A 19,080-nucleotide genomic window follows, 5' to 3' on the forward strand; every position below is an offset into this window, starting at 1 on the left:
CCGGCGTTCACCGAGCGGCGCCCGGGCGATGCCCCACCCCCAGCCCCGGCAGGGACATCCCAGCCCCTCCGGCGTTTGAGGAGCGGGGTCCAGGGGCGGAGCCCCGGCGGGGGTGTGGGGGCGGAGCCCCCACCCGGGGGCCGGGGCGGAGCCCCGGTTCGGGAAGGGGCGGGGTGGGGATAAGGCATCGTCCGTCCGGACGGCACACGCCCGGGGGCAGACCGTTACCTCAACGTGCGGATACCCTTGGAGGCCGACCGCCGACCCGACATCCGACCGAAGGATTCGCGACCACCGTGTTCGATACCCTCTCCGATCGCCTCGCAGCGACTTTCAAGAACCTCCGGGGCAAGGGCCGCCTGTCCGAGGCGGACATCGACGCCACGGCGCGCGAGATCCGGATCGCCCTGCTCGAGGCCGACGTGGCGCTGCCCGTCGTACGGTCGTTCATCAAGCAGGTCAAGGAGCGCAGCCTCGGCGCCGAGGTCTCCCAGGCGCTGAACCCGGCCCAGCAGGTCATCAAGATCGTCAACGAGGAGCTGATCGGCATCCTCGGCGGCGACGCCCGCCGCCTCCGCTTCGCCAAGCAGCCCCCGACGGTCATCATGCTCGCGGGTCTCCAGGGCGCCGGTAAGACGACGCTCGCCGGAAAGCTCGGCCGCTGGCTGAAGGGGCAGGGCCACGCGCCGCTGCTCGTCGCGTGTGACCTCCAGCGCCCCAACGCGGTCAACCAGCTCTCGGTGGTCGCCGAGCGCGCGGGCGTCGCGGTGTTCGCGCCGGAGCCGGGCAACGGCGTCGGCGACCCGGTGAAGGTGGCCGAGGACTCGGTCGAGTTCGCCCGCACCAAGCAGCACGACGTCGTGATCGTCGACACCGCGGGCCGCCTCGGCATCGACGAGGAGCTGATGCGTCAGGCCGCGGACATCCGTGACGCGGTCAGCCCGGACGAGGTCCTGTTCGTCGTCGACGCGATGATCGGTCAGGACGCGGTGAACACCGCGGAGGCGTTCCGCGACGGCGTCGGCTTCGACGGCGTGGTGCTCTCCAAGCTCGACGGCGACGCGCGCGGCGGTGCCGCGCTGTCCATCGCGCATGTCACCGGCCGTCAGATCATGTTCGCCTCCAACGGCGAGAAGCTGGACGACTTCGACGCGTTCCACCCGGACCGCATGGCGTCCCGCATCCTCGGCATGGGCGACATGCTCAGCCTCATCGAGAAGGCCGAGCAGACCTTCAGCCAGCAAGAGGCCGAGAAGATGGCGGCCAAGCTGGCGAAGGGCCCCAAGGAGTTCACGCTCGACGACTTCCTGGCGCAGATGGAGCAGGTCCGCAAGATGGGCTCCATCTCCAAGCTGCTCGGCATGCTGCCGGGCATGGGCCAGATGAAGGACCAGATCAACAATCTGGACGAGAAGGACGTGGACCGCACGGCCGCGATCATCAAGTCGATGACGCCGTCCGAGCGCCAGGACCCGAACATCATCAACGGCTCCCGCCGCGCCCGTATCGCCCGTGGTTCCGGCGTCGACGTGAGCGCGGTCAAGAACCTGGTGGAGCGGTTCTTCGACGCGCGCAAGATGATGTCGAAGATGGCCCAGGGCGGCGGCATGCCGGGGATGCCCGGGATGCCGGGCATGCCGGGTGGCGGCGGCAGCGCCAAGCGCAAGGGCAAGCAGCAGAAGAAGGCCAAGGGCAAGCAGCGTTCGGGCAATCCGCTCAAGCGGGCACAGCAGGAGCGGGAGGCGGCCGAGCGCAGGGCGTCAGGCCAGCAGGGGGGTGCGTTCGGTATGCCCGGCAGCGGTCAGGGCGCGGAGGACTTCGAATTGCCGCAGGAGTTCAAGAACTTCCTTCCCCCGAAGTGACGCTCCTGGGTGGGGCGCACGTGCGCCCCACCCAGGAAGACCCCGCAGAGCGGCGGGGAGCGGCGCTTCATCGGGTTGCCGCACCGCTGGTTGCCCGGATCACCTCCGCGATGGCGGAGACCAAGCTGCGTTTCCACCGGGCAAGGGTTCCAACGAGCGAGTGTGCGAACCGGTTACGCTCGCAGGCCCTCACGCCCGCGCGATCAGATACCGCAGAACGTTCGGCATCCACACCGTCCCGTCAGCCCGCTGATACGGATGCAGCGCCTCCGCCATCTCCTTGCGCACCTGCGTCGGATCGGTCGCCCGCTCCGCCGCGTCGAACAGCCCCGTCGACAGCAGTCCGCGCACCGCGCTGTCCAGGTCGGCGTATCCGAACGGGCAGGCCACCCGCCCCGATCCGTCCGGCCGCAGCCCGGCCCGCTCCGCGAGCGTCTCCAGGTCGTCGCGGCCGCACGGCCGCCAGCGCGCCGGGGCGCACATCGGGTCGGCGAGCCGGGCGCCCACCCGGAGCACCGATGAGGTGGCGCACCGCTCCGGCGGGCCCCACCCGGCCAGCACCACCGCGCCGCCGCGCTGGGCGAGCGCCGCGGCCGCCGTGAGCGAGGACGCCGCCGCGGCGAGCCCGCCGGGGCCGCCCGCCGCCAGGGCGGGCAGTGGCTCGAAGGCGGTCACCACCGTGAACCCGGACGCCCCCGCCGCCTCCCGCGCGCACGCCGACTCCGGACCGCCGAGGCCCAGCCGCACCGGGTCGGCCAGCCGCTCCCGCGCCAGCGCGAGGCGCGGCCCGTCCGTGTCGACCCCGCAGACGTCCGCGCCGCGCCCGGCCGCCATGAGGAGGGCGAGCCCGGAGCCGCAGCCCAGGCCCAGCAGCCGCGTTCCGGCGCCGATGTCCAGCCGTTCGTACACGGCCTCGTACAGCGGCACCAGCATCCGCTCCTGGATCTCCGCCCAGTCGCGGGCGCGGGCGTGGGGGTCCGCCGTGCGCGGCGGGGAGGGGTGCGGGCGGCGCCGCCGTACGAGCGTAGATGTCATCGAAAGGGCCCCAATCAGCGAAGAGCAGTGCCGTCGTCAGATCCGCCGTTGTGCGCCAGGGGGTGCCGTGTGGATGGTGCCGGGCTCTTCCACAGGACACCCGCTCGTCGCGTCCCACCCCCGTATGCCAGAGAACTCCGCATCCGTCCCCGCGTCCAGAGCTTTCACGGCCGTGCTTGCGTGCCCCCTCCGTGCGCCCCCGCACGCGGTCACGTCCGCCCCGCTCCCGGGCCCGCCCCAGGGCGCCGCGGCCGCCCCCGGGCGATATTCGCCGCGGTCGGCCGCGCCGCCGCCGTACGATCGGCCGCATGGCCAAGGCACCCGTTCTCACCCCGCGCGCGGAGGACTTCCCGCGCTGGTACCAGGATGTGATCAACAAGGCCGAGCTGGCCGAGAACGGCCCGGTGCGCGGCACCATGGTCATCCGACCGTACGGATACGGGCTGTGGGAGCGGATGCAGGGCGACCTGGACGCCCGGATCAAGGCGGTGGGCGTCCAGAACGCCTACTTCCCCCTCTTCATCCCGCAGTCGTATCTGACGCGGGAGGCCGAGCACGTCGAGGGTTTCGCGCCCGAACTCGCGGTCGTCACCCATGGCGGCGGCAAGGAGCTGGAGGAGCCGGTGGTGGTCCGGCCCACCTCCGAGACGATCGTCAACGAGTACTTCTCGAAGTGGGTGCAGAGCTACCGCGATCTGCCGCTGCTGATCAACCAGTGGGCCAATGTGGTGCGTTGGGAGCTGCGGCCCCGGCTGTTCCTGCGGACGACCGAATTCCTCTGGCAGGAGGGCCACACCGCCCATGCCACGTACGAGGACGCCCGGGAGTTCGCCGCCCGCATCCACCGCGACGTCTACGCCGACTTCATGGAGAACGTACTCGCCATGGACGTCGTCCTGGGGCGCAAGACCGCCCGGGAGCGCTTCGCGGGCGCCGTCAACACCCTCACCCTCGAAGGGATGATGGGCGACGGCAAGGCGCTCCAGCTGGGTACCAGCCATGAGCTGGGCCAGAACTTCGCCCGCGCCTTCAACACCCGCTATCTGTCCCGGGACGGCGAGCAGGAGCTGGTCTGGCAGACCTCCTGGGGCAGCACGACCCGCATGGTCGGCGCGCTGGTGATGATGCACGGCGACGACGACGGGCTGCGGCTGCCGCCCCGGCTGGCCCCGGTCCAGGCCGTCGTCCTCGCGGTCAAGGGCGACCCCGCGGTGCTGGCCGCGGTCCGCGAGACGGGCGACCGGCTGGCGGCGGCGGGCGTCCGGGTACAGGTCGACGACCGCACCGACATCCCCTTCGGCCGCCGCGCCGTCGACTGGGAGCTGCGGGGCGTACCGGTGCGCGTCGAGATCGGCCCGCGCGATCTGGAGGCCGGTACCGCCACGCTCGCCCGGCGGATCCCGGGCGGCAAGGAGCCGGTGCGCACCGACCTGCTGGCCGAGGCGGTGCCGAAGGCGCTGGAGGAGGACCAGGCGCTGCTGCTGCGCCAGGCGTGGGAGCGTCGCACGGCGCGCACGGTGGAGGCGCGGACCGTGGAGGAGGCCGCGGAGGCGGCGGCCGCGGGCGGCTGGGCGCGCATCCGGTGGGCCGACCTGGGGCCGGAGGGTGAGGCCGCGCTCGCCGAGCGGGCGGTGTCCGTACGGTGTCTGGTCACCGAGGACGGGGCGGTGCCGGACGCCGATGACGCGCCAGGTAACGTCGCCTATGTGGCGCGCGCCTACTGAGCGGTGGCTCCGAGCGGCACCGAGCGGCCACCGGGCGACGCGGGGCCCGCGAGCCGGTGTCCGCGGGCGGGCCTGGCGTCTACGGGCGGGCCGTACGAGGTGGTACGTACCGCCTTGGTGCGCCGTGGGCGGCTCATCCATGCATGTGCGCACCCGCCCTCGTCGCGACGCATCAGCGCTGAACTGACTGGTACGTGCAAATTATTTGAGATGCCCCGGAATCGGAACACCGGGCGGCTCCTGCTCGTTAGCACGACGTGAGCACGACACCACCTGTACTCGCCGCAGAGCTGGCACAGGCGTGGGCCGACATTCAACGGCACCACCCCGAGCTGCCAGATCTCGCCGCGCCCGAATCGCTGATCGGAGAGTCGTCGTCCGCATGTGGCGCCGAGCTCTCCTTCGAACGGCTGCTGCACGAGGCAGTCCATGGCATCGCCGCAGCCCGCGGTGTCCGTGACACCTCGCGCGCCGGCCGCTACCACAACCGCCGGTTCCTGGCGATCGCCGAGGAGCTGGGTCTTGACCACTCCGAGGAGCCGCATCCCAGCAGCGGCTTCTCGCTGGTCACCCTCAGTCCCGAGGCGAGAAAGCGCTATCGGACCACGATCGACAGGCTGCACCGCGCCCTCAAGGCGCACACCGTCGCGACCGCCGCCGAGACCTCCCGCGCCTTCCGCGGCCCCGCGGCGCGGCACGGTTCGTCCGGGGGCGGCGTCCGGGTCAAGGCGGTGTGCGACTGCGGGCGCAACGTCCGCGTCGTTCCGTCGGTGCTGGCCCAGGCGCCGATCATGTGCGGTGGCTGCGGGAAGCCGTTCCGGATTCCGGACGCGGTGGCCGCGGTCGGCTGACCGGTCACGGTGTGGCAGAATGGTCCGCTGTACTCGACAGCCGACCAGGACCCCTCTCTCCTCCGGCTGACGCGTCCATCGGGCACTCGGGTACCGCAACCCCACGCGGCACTTCGCAGTGCTCAACCACGTCAAGACCAGGAGACACCACTCCCGTGGCAGTCAAGATCAAGCTGAAGCGTCTGGGCAAGATCCGTTCGCCTCACTACCGCATCGTCGTCGCCGACTCCCGCACCCGCCGTGACGGCCGGGCCATCGAGGAGATCGGCCTGTACCACCCGGTGCAGAACCCGTCGCGCATCGAGGTCGACTCGGACCGCGTGCAGCACTGGCTGAAGGTCGGCGCCCAGCCGACCGAGCCGGTGCTCGCCATCCTGAAGGTCACCGGCGACTGGCAGAAGTTCAAGGGCCTGCCCGCCCCGGCTCCGATGAAGGTCGCCGAGCCGAAGGCCGACAAGCGCGCCCTGTTCGAGGCCGCGGCCAAGGACGCTGGTGACGAGCCGAAGGGTGAGGCCATCACCCCGAAGGCGAAGAAGTCCGAGAAGAAGTCGGACGAGGCGGCCGAGGCTGCTGAGTCCACCGCGTCGACCGAGGCCTGAGGATGCTCGAGGAAGCCCTCGAGCACCTGGTGAAGGGCATCGTCGACAACCCCGACGACGTGCAGGTCGCCTCGCGCAACCTGCGTCGCGGACGCGTGCTCGAGGTCCGGGTCCACCCTGATGACCTGGGCAAGGTGATCGGCCGTAACGGCCGTACCGCCCGCGCGCTGCGCACCGTCGTGGGCGCCATCGGCGGCCGTGGGATCCGCGTCGACCTCGTCGACGTGGATCAGGTCAGCTGAGAGGCGATCAATAGGAGCACCGGCACGGGCCGGGGAGGGCTTTGGGCCGTCCCCGGCCCGTGTGCGTGAAAGGGACATGCATCGTGCAGTTGGTTGTCGCGCGGATCGGCCGTGCCCACGGCATCAAGGGCGAGGTCACCGTCGAGGTGCGCACGGACGAGCCCGAGCTGAGGCTCGGCCCGGGCGCCGTGCTGGCCACCGAGCCCGCCTCGGCCGGACCGCTGACCATCGAGACCGGCCGGGTGCACAGCGGCCGGCTGCTGCTGCGCTTCGAGGGAGTGCGGGACCGTACGGGCGCGGAGGCGCTGCGCAACGTGCTGCTCATCGCGGAGGTCGACCCCGACGAGGTCCCGGAGGACCCCGAGGAGTTCTACGACCACCAGCTGATCGACCTCGACGTGGTCACCGTGGACGGCACGGCGGTCGGCCGTATCTCCGAGATCTCCCATCTGCCGTACCAGGACCTGCTGATCGTGAAGCGGCCCGACGGCGGCGAGGTGATGATCCCGTTCGTCTCCGAGATGGTGCCGGAGATCGACCTGGAGGAGCAGCGCGCGGTCATCGACCCGCCGCCGGGACTCCTGGACGACGCCGAGGCGGAGATCGCCACCGGCCGTGAGGAGACGTCGTCATGAGGCTCGACGTCGTCACGATCTTCCCGGAGTACCTGGAGCCGCTGAACGTCTCGCTGGTCGGCAAGGCGCGCGCCCGCGGCGTGCTCGACGTCCGCGTGCACGACCTGCGCTCCTGGACGCACGACCGGCACAACACGGTGGACGACACCCCGTACGGCGGCGGCCCCGGCATGGTCATGAAGCCCGAGCCCTGGGGCGAGGCGCTGGACACGATCATCGCGTCGGGCGAGGGCGAGGGGCTGCCCAAGCCGACGCTGGTGGTCCCCACCCCGAGCGGCCGCCCGTTCACCCAGACCCTCGCGGTGGAGCTGTCCGAGCGCCCCTGGCTGGTCTTCGCGCCGGCGCGCTACGAGGGCATCGACCGGCGGGTGATCGAGGAGTACGGGGAGCGGTTGGAGATCCACGAGGTCTCCATCGGCGACTACGTCCTGGCGGGCGGCGAGGCCGCGGTCCTGGTGATCACCGAGGCCGTCGCCCGGCTGCTGCCCGGTGTGCTGGGCAACGCCGAGTCGCACCAGGACGACTCCTTCGCCCCGGGCGCGATGGCCGATCTGCTGGAGGGGCCCGTCTACACCAAGCCCCCCGAGTGGCGCGGCCGGGGCATCCCGGAGGTGCTGGTCAGCGGCCATCACGGCAAGATCGCCCGGTGGCGCAGGGACGAGGCGTTCCGCCGCACCAGCGCCCACCGCCCCGATCTGATCGAACGCTGCGACCCGGCGACGCTCGACAAGCATGACCGCGCGCTCCTGGCCGATCTCGGCTGGGAGGAGCTGCCGGGGGCGGGCGAAACCGGGGGACGGGCCCGATTTGGGCGGCCGCACCGGGCCGTGGAAGAATAGGCCGCTGCCGTACGTCCGGGCGTGCGCCCCTGCCACAGGGGGACCGACGCTCACCCGATGAGGGCGGCACTCCGAATCAACATTCCGATATGCCGCTGATGACCTGTGGCATCAGCGAAGAAAGCAGACGATCATGTCTCACCTGCTCGACAACGTCGACTCCGCGTCGCTGCGCAGCGACATCCCGACCTTCCGCCCCGGCGACACGGTCAACGTCCACGTCCGCGTCATCGAGGGCAACCGCTCGCGTGTCCAGCAGTTCAAGGGCGTCGTCATCCGCCGCCAGGGCTCCGGCGTGCGTGAGACCTTCACCGTCCGCAAGGTGAGCTTCAGCGTCGGCGTCGAGCGCACCTTCCCGGTGCACACTCCGATCGTCGAGAAGATCGAGGTCGTCACCCGCGGTGACGTGCGCCGTGCGAAGCTGTACTACCTGCGTGACCTCCGCGGCAAGGCCGCGAAGATCAAGGAGAAGCGCACCAGCTGAGTTTTGCTCGACTACTGAGCTCCCGTCGGATGTCCCGGCCGGGCCGGATAGGCTCTCGCCCGATGGACATCGAAGGACGGCTCGCGGAGCGCGATCGCTCCTCCTGTTCCGGCCCGGAGCACGAGGAGCGATCGCGCTCTTCGCATACCCCGGAGGAGCCCTCCGCGGAGCAGCCCCCCGCCGGGCGTCGCCCGCGGGCGGGGGCGCCCGGCGCCCGGCCGTGGCGGCGCGCCGCGCTCCTCGCGGCGGTCTCCATGGCGCTGGTGCTGCTGGTGAGCGGGTTCGTGGTGCAGCCGTTCCAGATCCCCAGCGGCTCCATGGAGAACACCCTGCGCCCCGGCGACCGGGTGCTGGTGAACAAGCTCGCATACCGTTTCGGGGACGATCCGCGCCGCGGCGACGTTGTCGTCTTCGACGGCACCGGCTCCTTCCTCCAGGAGGAGCCGTCCGGGAACCCGGTGACCGGTGTGCTGCGCAAGGCGGCCGCGGCGGTCGGACTCGCCGAGCCCGCCGAGACCGACTACGTCAAGCGCGTGGTGGGCGTCGGCGGTGACCGGGTCACCTGCTGCGACAAGCGGGGGAGGATCGAGGTGAACGGGCGGCCCGTGAACGAGGACTATCTGTACCCCGGGGACACCCCTTCCCAGGTGCCGTTCGACACCGTCGTGCCCGAAGGGCGGCTGTGGGTGATGGGCGACCATCGCAGCGCCTCCCGGGACTCCCGTGACCACCTCGGCGAGCCGGGCGGCGGGACCGTCCCCGTGGACCAGGTGATCGGGCGGGCCGACTGGATCGGCTGGCCGTTCGGCCGGTGGTCCCGCATCCGGGGCCCCGAGGCCTTCGCCCACGTCCCCGGGCCCGGCGGGGCACCGGGCGCGGTCCCGGGCGGTGCGCATGGGTAACCGCGGACGTCCCCGCTCCGGGGCCCGTTCCGGCACCCGCCGGGCGGGCCTCGGCCTTGGCACCGCCCCCGCCGCCGCGCCGTCGCGCGAGCCGGGACAGCGCCGGCTCGCCACGCGCGCGGAGCGGCGCCGGGTGCAGCAGCGGATCAAGCGCAGGAGACGCCGTTCCGCCGTGCGGGAGATACCGATCCTGATCGGTGTGGCGCTGGTGATCGCGCTGGTCCTCAAGACCTTCCTGGTGCAGGCGTTCGTGATCCCGTCCGGCTCGATGGAGCAGACGATCAAGATCGGCGACCGGGTGCTGGTCGACAAGTTCACCCCGTGGTTCGGCTCCAAGCCGACCCGCGGGGACGTGGTGGTGTTCAAGGACCCCGGCGGCTGGCTGGAGGACGAGCGGAAGCCGCCCAAGGACGATCCGCCGGTCATCAAGCAGGGCAAGGAGTTCCTGACCTTCATCGGCCTGCTGCCCTCGTCGGACGAGCAGGACCTGATCAAGCGGGTGGTCGCGGTCGGCGGCGACACGGTGGCATGCTGTGACGGGAACGGCAGGGTCACGGTCAACGGGACACCGCTGAACGAGTCGTATCTGTACCCGGGGAACGCGCCGTCGCAGCGCAAGTTCAAGGTGACCGTCCCCGCGGGGCGGATGTTCATGATGGGCGACCACCGGTCCAACTCGGCGGACTCCCGGGTGCACCTCGACGAGGCGTACCAGGGCACCGTCGCGGACGAGAGCGTGGTGGGCCGCGCCGTGGTGATCGCATGGCCGTTCGGTCACATGCGACAGCTGGAGGAGCCCGGAACGTACGCGTCCGTGCGGGACGCGCCGAGTGGGGCGACACAGGTGAGCGGTGCGCCGCATAGGCTGTCCCCCATGGATCAGCAAGGAATGATCCAGCTCCCGACCCCTGCGGAACTCCCGCTCGTTATGGGAGTGGTGGGCCTGCGCCGTTCGTGGAGCAGGCGGCAGCGGCGTGAGGAGTGAATGTGGGGGACTTGGCGGTCGGCGCCCGATCCGGTCACGAAGAGCCCGAGAGGCGGCCCGGGACGAGGGGAGAGGGGACCGCGGACCAGGCACCGGAAGCGTCCGGGGCGTCCCCGGCACCGGGAGGCGCTCCCACGGCGGAATCGGCTGATACGCCGCCCTCCGGCCCTTCCGGACCCACCGGTCCGCCCCCGCCGGGGCCCGGGGCCGGTGCGGAGCGGGAGACCGGCTCCGAGGAGGAGAGCAAGCAGCCCGGCGCCGGGCGGCGGCCCGCGAAGGGGCGGAAGGTGCGCTCCTTCTGGAAGGAGCTGCCGATCCTGATCTTCATCGCGCTGGTGCTGGCGCTGCTGATCAAGACCTTTCTGGTGCAGGCGTTCTCGATCCCGTCCGACTCGATGCAGAACACGCTCCAGCGAGGCGACCGGGTGCTGGTGGACAAGCTCACCCCCTGGTTCGGCTCGAAGCCGGAGCGCGGCGAGGTGGTCGTCTTCCACGACCCGGGCGGCTGGCTCGGAGAGACCCAGACGCAGGACTCGGGCCCGATCGCCGAGGGCATCCAGGAGGCGCTCAGCCGCGTCGGCCTGATGCCGTCCGCCGATGAGAAGGACCTGATCAAGCGCGTGATCGCGGTCGGCGGGGACACGGTCTCGTGCAAGCGCGGCGGCAACGTGATGGTCAACGGCAAGGCGCTGGACGAGCCGTACATCTTCCCCGGGAACACGCCCTGTGACGAGAAGCCGTTCGGCCCGGTCAAGGTGCCCAAGGACCGGATCTGGGTCATGGGCGACCACCGCCAGGACTCGTTGGACTCCCGCTACCACCAGAACCTGCACAACGGCACCGTCTCGGTGGACGACGTCGTCGGGCGCGCGATCGTGGTCGCCTGGCCGGTCAACCGCTGGTCCGCCCTGTCGATCCCGGGCACCTTCGACCAGCCGGGGCTGAGCGCGGCGGCCTCCATGGCCCCCTCGGCGCTCGGGCTCGCGGGCGCGGTGCCGATCGTGCTGTGGCGTCGTCGCAGGCGGGAGGCGAAGGTGCGGGGGACGGCTGACTGACGCCCCGTACCGCGGGTAAGGTGCGATCCCGTGCCACAGGGCATGTGGAACATGACCTTCTATGTCTGCTGGACACGGTGGGAGCACTGGGATGAGCGATGCCCGAGGGGCGGGGGGCAGCAGGCTGGGCGCCGTGCTGTCCGGGCTGGCGGTGGCCGTCGGCTGTGTGCTGTTCCTGGGCGGCTTCGCCTGGGGCGCGGTGCTCTACAAGCCGTACAGCGTCCCGACGGACTCGATGTCGCCGACCATCGGCAAGGGCGACCGGGTGCTCGCGGAGCGCATCGACGGCGGTGAGGTGCGCCGCGGCGATGTGGTCGTCTTCCAGGACGAGATCTGGGGCGCCCTGCCCATGGTGAAGCGGGTCATCGGCGTCGGTGGCGACAAGGTCGTGTGCTGCGACAAGCAGAACCGCATCACCGTGGACGGCAAGACACTCGAAGAACCGTATCTTCAGGCCAAGGAACCGGCCTCGATGACCCGGTTCTCAGCCACCGTGCCCAAGGGGCGCCTGTTCCTCATGGGCGACCACCGCAGCGACTCCCTCGATTCCCGGGTGCACCTCACCGACAGCAGTCACGGAGCCGTCCCCACGGACGCCGTGACGGCCCGGGTGGACGCCACCGCCTGGCCGCTGGGGTCCTTCGGCATGATGGGGCGCCCGGAGGTGTTCAAGGAACTGCCGGGCGGGGTCTCGCAGCCCGGCCCGCTCCGGCTCGTTTCGGTCTCGGTCCTGACCGGTGCCGTGCTCATCCTGGGAGGTGCGGCCTACGGGCCGGTCGCGCGCCGGCTGGGAGGCGGCACCACTCGGCGGAACGAGACGCGGGAGAAGGTGGCGGCCAGTGGCTGACGGGGCCGGTGAGACCGGCGCGGACGTGACGCCGCTGCGGAAGGTCGCCCGGGTGGTGCTGCTCGACCCGGCGGACCGGGTCCTGCTGCTGCACGGATTCGAACCGGACGACCCCTCGCTGACCTGGTGGTTCACCCCGGGCGGCGGGCTGGAGGGCGACGAGAGCCGCGAGCAGGCCGCCCTGCGCGAGCTGGCGGAGGAGACCGGGATCACCGATGTCCGCCTCGGCCCGCTGCTGTGGCGGCGCACCTGCTCCTTCCCGTTCTTCGGCCGCCGCTGGGACCAGGACGAGTGGTACTACCTGGCCCGTACGGAGCAGACCACGACCCGCCCGGAGGGGTTGACGGAGCTGGAGCGGCGCAGCGTGACCGGGCTGCGCTGGTGGACGCTGGAGGAGCTGGCCGGGGCGACCGAGCCGGTGTACCCGACCCGGCTCGTGGAACTGTTGCGTACGCTGCTCGACGAGGGACCGCCCAGTACACCGGTGATCCTGGAGACTGAGCGCGTCTGACGCACAATGGGGGGACGCACGGCTGAAGGGGAACATGCCATGAGCGCCGAGGACCTCGAGAAGTACGAGACCGAGATGGAGCTGAAGCTCTACCGGGAGTACCGCGATGTCGTCGGTCTGTTCAAATATGTGATCGAGACCGAGCGCCGTTTCTATCTCACCAACGACTACGAGATGCAGGTGCACTCGGTCCAGGGTGAGGTCTTCTTCGAGGTGTCGATGGCGGACGCCTGGGTCTGGGACATGTACCGACCGGCGCGGTTCGTCAAGCAGGTACGCGTGCTCACGTTCAAGGACGTGAATATCGAGGAGCTGAACAAGAGCGACCTCGATCTTCCGGGGGGCTGATCCGCCGGGCTGACCTTCTGGTCTGACCTTCCGGGATCGGTCCCGGCCGATCCCGGCCCATCCCGGACGATCTTCCGGGAGGGCTGACTTTCGGGGTCGGCTCACTCTTCCGGGTGGCCGAGTTGTCCACCCGCGCCGGGCCGTCCACAGAAATCCACCAAGATCCCTGAATTCGGGGCGGGCGCGTCACAGTCGGTGCCGGAGGTGGTGCCGAATGAACGCCCGGGGAGCACTGGGCCGCTACGGCGAGGATCTGGCGGCGCGACGGCTGGCCGAGGCCGGTATGACCGTCCTGGAGCGCAATTGGCGGTGCCGGGACGGCGAGATCGACATCGTCGCGCTGGATGCCGGGGCGCTGGTCGTGTGCGAGGTCAAGACGCGTCGCGCGGAGGGTTACGAACCTCCGACGGCGGCGGTCGGGCCCGGCAAGACCGCCCGGCTGCGCCGGCTCGCCGAGCGCTGGCTGGAGCGGCACGGCGGGCCGCCGCCGGGAGGCGTGCGGATCGACCTGGTGGGCGTGGTGCTGCCGCGGCGCGGCGCGCCCGTGGTCGAGCATCTGCGGGGGGTGGCCTGAATGGGGTTCGCCCGCACCTGCTCGGTCGCGCTGGTCGGCGTCGAGGGCGTGGTGGTCGAGGTCCAGGCCGATCTGGAGCCCGGCGTGGCCGCCTTCACCCTGGTCGGCCTGCCCGACAAATCCCTGGTGGAGAGCCGGGACCGGGTCCGCGCCGCCGTGGTCAACTCCGGAGCCGCCTGGCCGCAGAAGAAGCTCACGGTGGGGCTCAGCCCGGCGTCCGTCCCCAAGGGCGGCAGCGGCTTCGACCTGGCCGTGGCCTGTGCGGTGCTCGGCGCCGCCGAGCGCATCGACCCGCGGGAGATCGCCGATCTGATGATGATCGGGGAGCTGGGCCTGGACGGCCGGGTCCGGCCCGTGCGCGGGGTGCTGCCCGCCGTGCTCGCGGCCGCCGAGGCCGGATACCGGCAGGTCGTCGTCCCGGAGCAGACCGCGGCCGAGGCATCCCTGGTCCCGGGCGTCTCGGTGCTCGGGGTGCGGAGCCTGCGCCAGCTGATCGCGGTCCTCACCGACGAACCGGTGCCCGAGGAGGACGAGCCGCTGGAGGCCGGGCGGCCGGATCCGATGCTCGCGGGGCTCACCATGCCCGGCGCGGGCATGGGCGCCGGGGTGGCCGCGCTCCCCGGGACCGGGACGGGACGGCCCGATCTGGCCGAGGTCGCCGGACAGCGGGCCGCGCGCACCGCGCTGGAGGTCGCCGCCGCCGGGGGCCACCATCTGTTCCTCGTCGGGCCGCCGGGCGCGGGCAAGACCATGCTCGCCGAGCGGCTGCCCGGGCTGCTGCCGCCGCTCACCCGGCAGGAGGCGCTGGAGGTCACCGCCGTGCACTCGGTGGCCGGGGTGCTGCCACCGGGCGAGCCCCTGGTGCAGGCACCCCCGTACTGCGCACCGCACCACTCGGCGACCATGGCCGCCCTGGTCGGTGGCGGCAACGGGCTGCCGCGGCCGGGCGCGGTCTCCCTCGCCCACCGGGGGCTGCTCTTCCTGGACTTTACTCACCGGCCCCAGGCGTGCATGCAACGTGTGTGAGTGACCGATGATCATGGCCAGTATGATCATTTCCTGCACGCTCATTCGACGTGTGTGACGTTCGGGGATGTCGGAGTACGCGTGGCGCGCAGGCTGGTGTTGGGGGACCTGCGAGTGCAGGAGTTGGAGCACTCGTCGGGGCGTGTGTCCTACACGATCTTGGAGTCGGACGGCTCGGTTCGCCGGTTGGCTGACGGCTTCCTGCGGTCCTGTCGCGGTGGGACTGATCGGACCTACGCGTACTTGCTGGTCGACCATCTGAGATGGCTCGAGTTCGAGGGCCTGGCGGTCGAGACGGTGTCGCTGCAGGACCTCAAGCGGTACATGGGGGCCGTTGGGGCGGAGTTCCGGGGTCCGTACGGACGGCCCTGGCGGCAGGGCAAGCGTCCGTACGGGCAGAGCGCCTTGGACACTGCGGCGGCTTGCCTGAAGGGCTTCTACCTCCACGCCGGCGCTCATGGAGGAAGTCGGGAGCTCGCTGAGGAGTTCTCGCGGACGCGGCTGCCGAGCAAGGCTGACCGACGACGGCACTTCCTTGGCCACGCGATCCAGGAGATGCCGACCAATCCGCTGCGACCGACCCGGACGGTCCGTCGACGGCATCCGAAGATGCCGCCCGAGGGTGCCCGGGGAGCGCTTTACGAGGAGTTCCACTCGGCGCGGGACCGGATGATGGTGACCTGGCTGGCCGACGGCGGATTCCGCATCGGGGAGTTCTGCGGCTTCCACATCATCGACCTTCATCTGCGCGAAGGGGCCGCCTGCGGCGAGTGCCGCGGGCCGCACGTCCACATCTGCCACCGGGAGGTCAACCCCAACCGGAGCCGGGCGAAGACCAAGCCGGAATGGACGATCAGAGACGGCGTGGTGACGGGAGGCGCCGTGCGCCGGGCAAGCCCGGCGATGATCCACACCTACTTCGACTACATGACGACGGAGTATCCCCGCGACGCCGGCCACGGCATGCTCATGGTCCAGTTGCACGGGAAGAACAAGGGCCAGCCGTGGTCCACGGCGGGAGCCCGGCAGGTGCTCAACCGGGCCGGCTACCGCCTGCAGCTCGGGAAGATAAATCCGCACGAATTCCGTCACCTCTTTGCGACGAACGTTCTCGACGCTGCCGAGGGCAACACGCTCATCGCGCGGGACGCCGGCGGCTGGGCCTCGGCGACGACCGTTGACGAGATTTATGGCCACGCCGATGTTCATGATCCAAAGTTCGCGGCGGCGTTGGACCGAGTCTGGGAAGAACAGCGATGACCTCTCTGACACTGCTCACCGAACCCGTCAGCCGGGTCAAGAGGGATCGGCTTGAACTGCTGACCGCGGTGATCGAAGGCCCCGGCTTCGACCCGCTCTACTGGCCTGACCTGATGGAGATCCCGCCCCACCACGCCGTCTACGCCTGGCGCTGCGACGTCGTGAAATGCGAACGCTATCGACGCTTGGGCATCCGGTTCTGCGACGCTCACCATCGCGAACGGAAGGCCAGCGGGATGGGGCAGGCCGCGTTCGCCAAGGCCGCGTCGCCGCTCTTCCCGAAGGACGGCATCGATCTGGGGCTCTGCCGCGTCTGCCCAGGACTGCCTGCGAGTTCCAGTACCACGCGGCTCTGCAAATCACATGACGGCCGGTGGCGTTATCAGCAGGAACTCGACCCTCAGCTCCGATTCGAGGAGTGGCTGGAGTCTGCAACGCCCTTCGAGAGCTTCGGTGCTTGCCGGGTCCCGTCCTGCCCTTACCTGGCGGCTTCACCGCCCAGATTGTGCGCGCCGCACCAGGACCGCTATTACCGGGAGGGGAAGCCGGGAGGCGCGGTCGTCCCGTCGCAGTGGCGGCGGACCGCGGCCTCTCGCGGCGAATCGGTACAGGTTTTCTTTGACGACAAGGCCGCCTTCCTGCGGTGGTGCGCGAAGCAGAATCCCGTGCACCGGATGGGCCTGCTCAACCTGACCGGGCTTCACCCCCTGGTCAAGGCGGAGATCAAGTGGGGGCTGAATGCCCACGCCCAGCTCAAGCACCGCACCCACTGGGATATCGGGTCCGTCCAAGGTCTGGCGAATTACTGCCGACAGCAGAAGATGACTTCGCTGGCCGACTTCGCCAGCACCGGGGAGACCGACGGGCGGTCAAGGAAGGGCTTCGACTCACGCGTTCGGATGATCGTCCTGGAGATATCCAACGGTCTGCGCTGCGTCTACTACAGCCCTGCGGACACCAAAGAGGCCGGCTTCATCGAGACCGAGCACTTCGGCCGTCGATTCCCCAAAACTCAGAGCCACTTCGACCTTACGGCCATCTCGCAGCGGTGGCTGCGTGACGTGCTCTGGGAGTACATCGCCGGCATGCTCCGGTCGGCCCAATGCCCGCGCTCTCGCGGCCCGTTCGACTACGCCAGGCGAGCCTGCGTCGAGCTGGGCGCGTTCCTCGAGGTCGACGCGCCGCAAGGCGGCCACGACCCCACCCTGCTGGGCGCCGAGCATGCCCAGCGGTTCGCCGCCGATCTGCTGAACCGGGAACGGCACAGCCTTCCCTCTCTGGGCATCGTCCGGTCTGACGGCAAGCCCTCCACGGTCACCTTCGGCAGCCGCCGCACCACGTTCGTCTACTCCCGCAAGATCATGCTGGACGCGCTGAGCTCCGGCCAGTGCGCCCAAGTCGGCCTGGATCACACCTTCGTCTCCGCACTGCCGACCGGAGGCAAGGACCGCAAGGTCTCCCGGAACCCGTTCACGGACCAAGTCGCCCGGGCCCTGGCCGACGACACCAATCTGAAATCGTTCGCGGCGACCTTCGATCCCAATGACCGGGGCTTGCGCGACATCTGGGAGGCCATCGTCGCGACTGGCCGCCGCTGCAGCGAGATCATCGAGCTCAGGCTGGACTGCACCGGCCGCTACCGCGGCCTGCCGATGCTCTGGCACGACCAGACCAAGGTCGGCAACTACAACGAGGGCATCCGGATCCCCGAATACCTCTACACCCGACTCGGTGAACGCCGGGACAAGACCCTTGCCTCATTCGAGGACCGGAACGGACGGGTCCCGAACCCGGACGAGCGCAAGCAAATGGCACTTTTCCCGACTGATGTCCGCAACCCCTTCGGAGACCTGTCGATCTCCTACGGCTTCTTCAGCTCCTCTTTCAAGGAGTGGGTGGACGGGCTGAACCTCGGCGGGAACGTCATCCACCAGGCCCGCCACACGATGGCCACCAAGCTCCTGGCAGCCGGCGCCAGCCTCGCCCATATCCGCCGCTACCTCGGGCAGGTCAGCGACCGGATGGCCGAGCACTACGCCAAGGTCGCTCCCTCCGACCTCGACGATCTCCTCAGCACTGTCTGGGTCGCCGGGCCGGGAGCCGCCGAGCCCGGGGCGCCCCTCTCCGGAGGGCTTGAACCTCTGTCTCGCGCCGAAGCGCAGGCGCTGGCGATCGACCTCAGCAGAACCAGCACCCCGGCCGAAGGCGGAGTCTGCACCTACCAGCCCGTCGTCAACGGCGACGCCTGCCCCTGGAAGATGAACTGCGAGGGCTGCGACAAGTTCGTCCTCTCGGGCGCCGACCTGCTCTATTGGCGTCGCAAACAAGAGCAGTGGCGTTCATACGCCGAACGTGCTCCCACCGACGAGATCGCGGACTACCTGCACCAGACCTTCGAGCCGACCGCCCGCGCCATCGAGGGCCTGGAGAACGCCCTGGCCGGACTCGGACTCCTCGAACAGGCCCTCGCGCTCGATCTCCGCCGCCCCCAGGACTACTACCAGCGCATCTGGTCGATCAACTTCCGGGCCACCGACCTCGCCGCGGCCGACAACGACCTGCTCGAGGAAGCAACATCATGAACAGTCCCGCACCACAGACCGAGGCCGCCAACGAAGCTCGTCGGCAGTCGACCGAGGCGATGCTCGAACGCATCCAGACCGCTCTCCGTCACATGCGCCGCGACCGGATCCCCATCACCAAGGCCGCCGTCGCTCGCCATGCCGACGTCTCCCGGAGCTTCATCTACCAGAACGACCGGGCCCGCGTGCTGATCGCCAACGCGGCAGAATCCACCGCTCGGGCCCGAAGTGATGACCGCGCCGAGCAGGCCGCTGAAGCCGAGCAGGCATGGAAAGACCGAGCCCTCAACGCCGAAGCCGGCCTCAAGACTGCCTATGCCGAGATCTCCGCCCAGCGAAGCCAGATCGGACAGCTCCTCGCACGCATACGCGACTTCGAGACCGATCTGCCCTCCGAGGCCCACGGCCGGGTGGTCGCTGAGAACACCACGCTCAAGCAGAAGTTCCGTCAGCTCACATCCGAGAACCGAACTCTGACCGATCGCCTTCAAGCGGCCCGTTCCAACGCCAGATTCGCTGACAAGCGGATCTCCGAGCTGGAGATGCTGCTACTCGATTCCGGGGTTGTCCTCGACGGTCATCCCTGACCGGAGCTGGCCTCACCCGCGGCCTCGGTCGTGACTCCTTCGACTCCGTACTTGCCCCATCGCGCTCACGTCACACACATGTCCACGACGTGAATCCGCAGGTCAAAGCCCAAAAGCACCTTTTCGCGTTCG

General features: G+C 70.2%; 18 protein-coding genes and 2 pseudogenes. 19 read left to right on the plus strand and 1 reads right to left on the minus strand.

The window, feature by feature from the left end; translation table 11 throughout:
• The first annotated feature begins 296 nt into the window (after positions 1 to 296).
• The gene (ffh, locus tag HYQ63_RS30220) at positions 297 to 1,862 is read left to right on the plus strand and encodes a signal recognition particle protein (RefSeq protein WP_179936996.1); all 1,566 of its coding nucleotides are present in this window, start codon (positions 297 to 299) and stop codon (positions 1,860 to 1,862) included.
• A 189-nt stretch (positions 1,863 to 2,051) separates the two neighbouring features.
• Here the strand turns inward: ffh and HYQ63_RS30225 are convergent, their stop codons facing one another.
• Positions 2,052 to 2,897: an SAM-dependent methyltransferase gene (locus HYQ63_RS30225; RefSeq protein WP_179936997.1), complete on the minus strand. Its 846-nt coding sequence runs from the start codon at positions 2,895 to 2,897 to the stop codon at positions 2,052 to 2,054.
• 308 nt (positions 2,898 to 3,205) lie between these two features.
• Here HYQ63_RS30225 and proS point away from each other — a divergent pair, with 308 nt between their 5' ends.
• The 18 genes and pseudogenes from proS to HYQ63_RS30315 all read left to right on the plus strand — a co-directional run bounded on the left by proS (position 3,206) and on the right by HYQ63_RS30315 (position 18,948).
• A complete protein-coding gene (gene proS / locus HYQ63_RS30230) occupies positions 3,206 to 4,621 on the plus strand; it encodes a proline--tRNA ligase (RefSeq protein WP_179936998.1) in 1,416 nt (471 codons plus the stop codon).
• Positions 4,622 to 4,878: 257 nt separating this feature from the next.
• A complete protein-coding gene (locus HYQ63_RS30235; RefSeq protein WP_009714740.1) occupies positions 4,879 to 5,472 on the plus strand; it encodes a hypothetical protein in 594 nt (197 codons plus the stop codon).
• Between the two features lie 155 nt (positions 5,473 to 5,627).
• The gene (gene rpsP / locus HYQ63_RS30240; RefSeq protein WP_009714739.1) at positions 5,628 to 6,071 is read left to right on the plus strand and encodes a 30S ribosomal protein S16; all 444 of its coding nucleotides are present in this window, start codon (positions 5,628 to 5,630) and stop codon (positions 6,069 to 6,071) included.
• A gap of 2 nt (positions 6,072 to 6,073) precedes the next feature.
• The gene (locus HYQ63_RS30245) at positions 6,074 to 6,313 is read left to right on the plus strand and encodes an RNA-binding protein (protein WP_003958958.1); all 240 of its coding nucleotides are present in this window, start codon (positions 6,074 to 6,076) and stop codon (positions 6,311 to 6,313) included.
• An 83-nt stretch (positions 6,314 to 6,396) separates the two neighbouring features.
• Positions 6,397 to 6,948 (plus strand): ribosome maturation factor RimM, encoded by a 552-nt coding sequence (rimM, locus tag HYQ63_RS30250; RefSeq protein ID WP_179936999.1) that lies wholly within the window; start codon positions 6,397 to 6,399, stop codon positions 6,946 to 6,948.
• The gene (gene trmD / locus HYQ63_RS30255; protein ID WP_063728299.1) at positions 6,945 to 7,787 is read left to right on the plus strand and encodes a tRNA (guanosine(37)-N1)-methyltransferase TrmD; all 843 of its coding nucleotides are present in this window, start codon (positions 6,945 to 6,947) and stop codon (positions 7,785 to 7,787) included. The genes rimM and trmD overlap by 4 nt, the downstream gene beginning before the upstream one ends.
• 133 nt (positions 7,788 to 7,920) lie before the next feature.
• Positions 7,921 to 8,271 (plus strand): 50S ribosomal protein L19, encoded by a 351-nt coding sequence (gene rplS / locus HYQ63_RS30260; protein ID WP_123106328.1) that lies wholly within the window; start codon positions 7,921 to 7,923, stop codon positions 8,269 to 8,271.
• A 62-nt stretch (positions 8,272 to 8,333) separates the two neighbouring features.
• A complete protein-coding gene (lepB, locus tag HYQ63_RS30265) occupies positions 8,334 to 9,173 on the plus strand; it encodes a signal peptidase I (RefSeq protein WP_179937000.1) in 840 nt (279 codons plus the stop codon).
• Positions 9,166 to 10,255: pseudogene (gene lepB / locus HYQ63_RS30270) on the plus strand (signal peptidase I); the annotation flags it as partial. The gene lepB (HYQ63_RS30265) and the pseudogene lepB (HYQ63_RS30270), both read left to right, overlap by 8 nt.
• Complete coding sequence (lepB, locus tag HYQ63_RS30275) at positions 10,161 to 11,213, plus strand: signal peptidase I (RefSeq protein ID WP_257232247.1); 1,053 nt, start codon at positions 10,161 to 10,163, stop codon at positions 11,211 to 11,213. The pseudogene lepB (HYQ63_RS30270) and the gene lepB (HYQ63_RS30275), both read left to right, overlap by 95 nt.
• Positions 11,214 to 11,304: 91 nt before the next feature.
• Positions 11,305 to 12,060, plus strand: coding sequence for a signal peptidase I (gene lepB / locus HYQ63_RS30280; RefSeq protein WP_179937002.1), 756 nt, complete (start codon positions 11,305 to 11,307; stop codon positions 12,058 to 12,060).
• The gene (locus HYQ63_RS30285; RefSeq protein ID WP_257232248.1) at positions 12,053 to 12,571 is read left to right on the plus strand and encodes an NUDIX hydrolase; all 519 of its coding nucleotides are present in this window, start codon (positions 12,053 to 12,055) and stop codon (positions 12,569 to 12,571) included. Before lepB (HYQ63_RS30280) ends, HYQ63_RS30285 begins: the two co-directional genes overlap by 8 nt.
• A 39-nt stretch (positions 12,572 to 12,610) precedes the next feature.
• Complete coding sequence (locus HYQ63_RS30290) at positions 12,611 to 12,919, plus strand: DUF2469 domain-containing protein (RefSeq protein WP_009714730.1); 309 nt, start codon at positions 12,611 to 12,613, stop codon at positions 12,917 to 12,919.
• A gap of 214 nt (positions 12,920 to 13,133) precedes the next feature.
• The gene (locus HYQ63_RS30295; protein ID WP_179937003.1) at positions 13,134 to 13,493 is read left to right on the plus strand and encodes a YraN family protein; all 360 of its coding nucleotides are present in this window, start codon (positions 13,134 to 13,136) and stop codon (positions 13,491 to 13,493) included.
• A pseudogene (locus HYQ63_RS30300) lies at positions 13,494 to 14,480 on the plus strand (YifB family Mg chelatase-like AAA ATPase); the annotation flags it as partial. It lies immediately after the preceding gene.
• Between the two features lie 39 nt (positions 14,481 to 14,519).
• A complete protein-coding gene (locus HYQ63_RS30305) occupies positions 14,520 to 15,779 on the plus strand; it encodes a tyrosine-type recombinase/integrase (protein WP_257232249.1) in 1,260 nt (419 codons plus the stop codon).
• The gene (locus tag HYQ63_RS30310; protein ID WP_179937005.1) at positions 15,776 to 18,361 is read left to right on the plus strand and encodes a site-specific integrase; all 2,586 of its coding nucleotides are present in this window, start codon (positions 15,776 to 15,778) and stop codon (positions 18,359 to 18,361) included. The genes HYQ63_RS30305 and HYQ63_RS30310 overlap by 4 nt, the downstream gene beginning before the upstream one ends.
• Positions 18,358 to 18,948 (plus strand): DUF6262 family protein, encoded by a 591-nt coding sequence (locus HYQ63_RS30315; protein WP_179937006.1) that lies wholly within the window; start codon positions 18,358 to 18,360, stop codon positions 18,946 to 18,948. The genes HYQ63_RS30310 and HYQ63_RS30315 overlap by 4 nt, the downstream gene beginning before the upstream one ends.
• The last annotated feature ends 132 nt before the right edge of the window (positions 18,949 to 19,080 follow it).

The sequence above is a fragment of the Streptomyces sp. Rer75 genome, from assembly GCF_013414305.1.
Taxonomy (GTDB): domain Bacteria; phylum Actinomycetota; class Actinomycetes; order Streptomycetales; family Streptomycetaceae; genus Streptomyces; species Streptomyces himastatinicus.

Excerpts from the sequence above, each read along its gene's own strand:
- HYQ63_RS30225 (WP_179936997.1), bottom strand. The coding sequence starts at position 2,897 with ATGACATCTACGCTCGTACGGCGGCGCCGCCCGCACCCCTCCCCGCCG.
- proS (WP_179936998.1), top strand. The coding sequence starts at position 3,206 with ATGGCCAAGGCACCCGTTCTCACCCCGCGCGCGGAGGACTTCCCGCGC.
- HYQ63_RS30245 (WP_003958958.1), top strand. The coding sequence starts at position 6,074 with ATGCTCGAGGAAGCCCTCGAGCACCTGGTGAAGGGCATCGTCGACAAC.
- trmD (WP_063728299.1), top strand. The coding sequence starts at position 6,945 with ATGAGGCTCGACGTCGTCACGATCTTCCCGGAGTACCTGGAGCCGCTG.
- rplS (WP_123106328.1), top strand. The coding sequence starts at position 7,921 with ATGTCTCACCTGCTCGACAACGTCGACTCCGCGTCGCTGCGCAGCGAC.
- lepB (WP_179937000.1), top strand. The coding sequence starts at position 8,334 with ATGGACATCGAAGGACGGCTCGCGGAGCGCGATCGCTCCTCCTGTTCC.
- lepB (WP_179937002.1), top strand. The coding sequence starts at position 11,305 with ATGAGCGATGCCCGAGGGGCGGGGGGCAGCAGGCTGGGCGCCGTGCTG.
- HYQ63_RS30290 (WP_009714730.1), top strand. The coding sequence starts at position 12,611 with ATGAGCGCCGAGGACCTCGAGAAGTACGAGACCGAGATGGAGCTGAAG.
- HYQ63_RS30295 (WP_179937003.1), top strand. The coding sequence starts at position 13,134 with ATGAACGCCCGGGGAGCACTGGGCCGCTACGGCGAGGATCTGGCGGCG.
- HYQ63_RS30310 (WP_179937005.1), top strand. The coding sequence starts at position 15,776 with ATGACCTCTCTGACACTGCTCACCGAACCCGTCAGCCGGGTCAAGAGG.
- HYQ63_RS30315 (WP_179937006.1), top strand. The coding sequence starts at position 18,358 with ATGAACAGTCCCGCACCACAGACCGAGGCCGCCAACGAAGCTCGTCGG.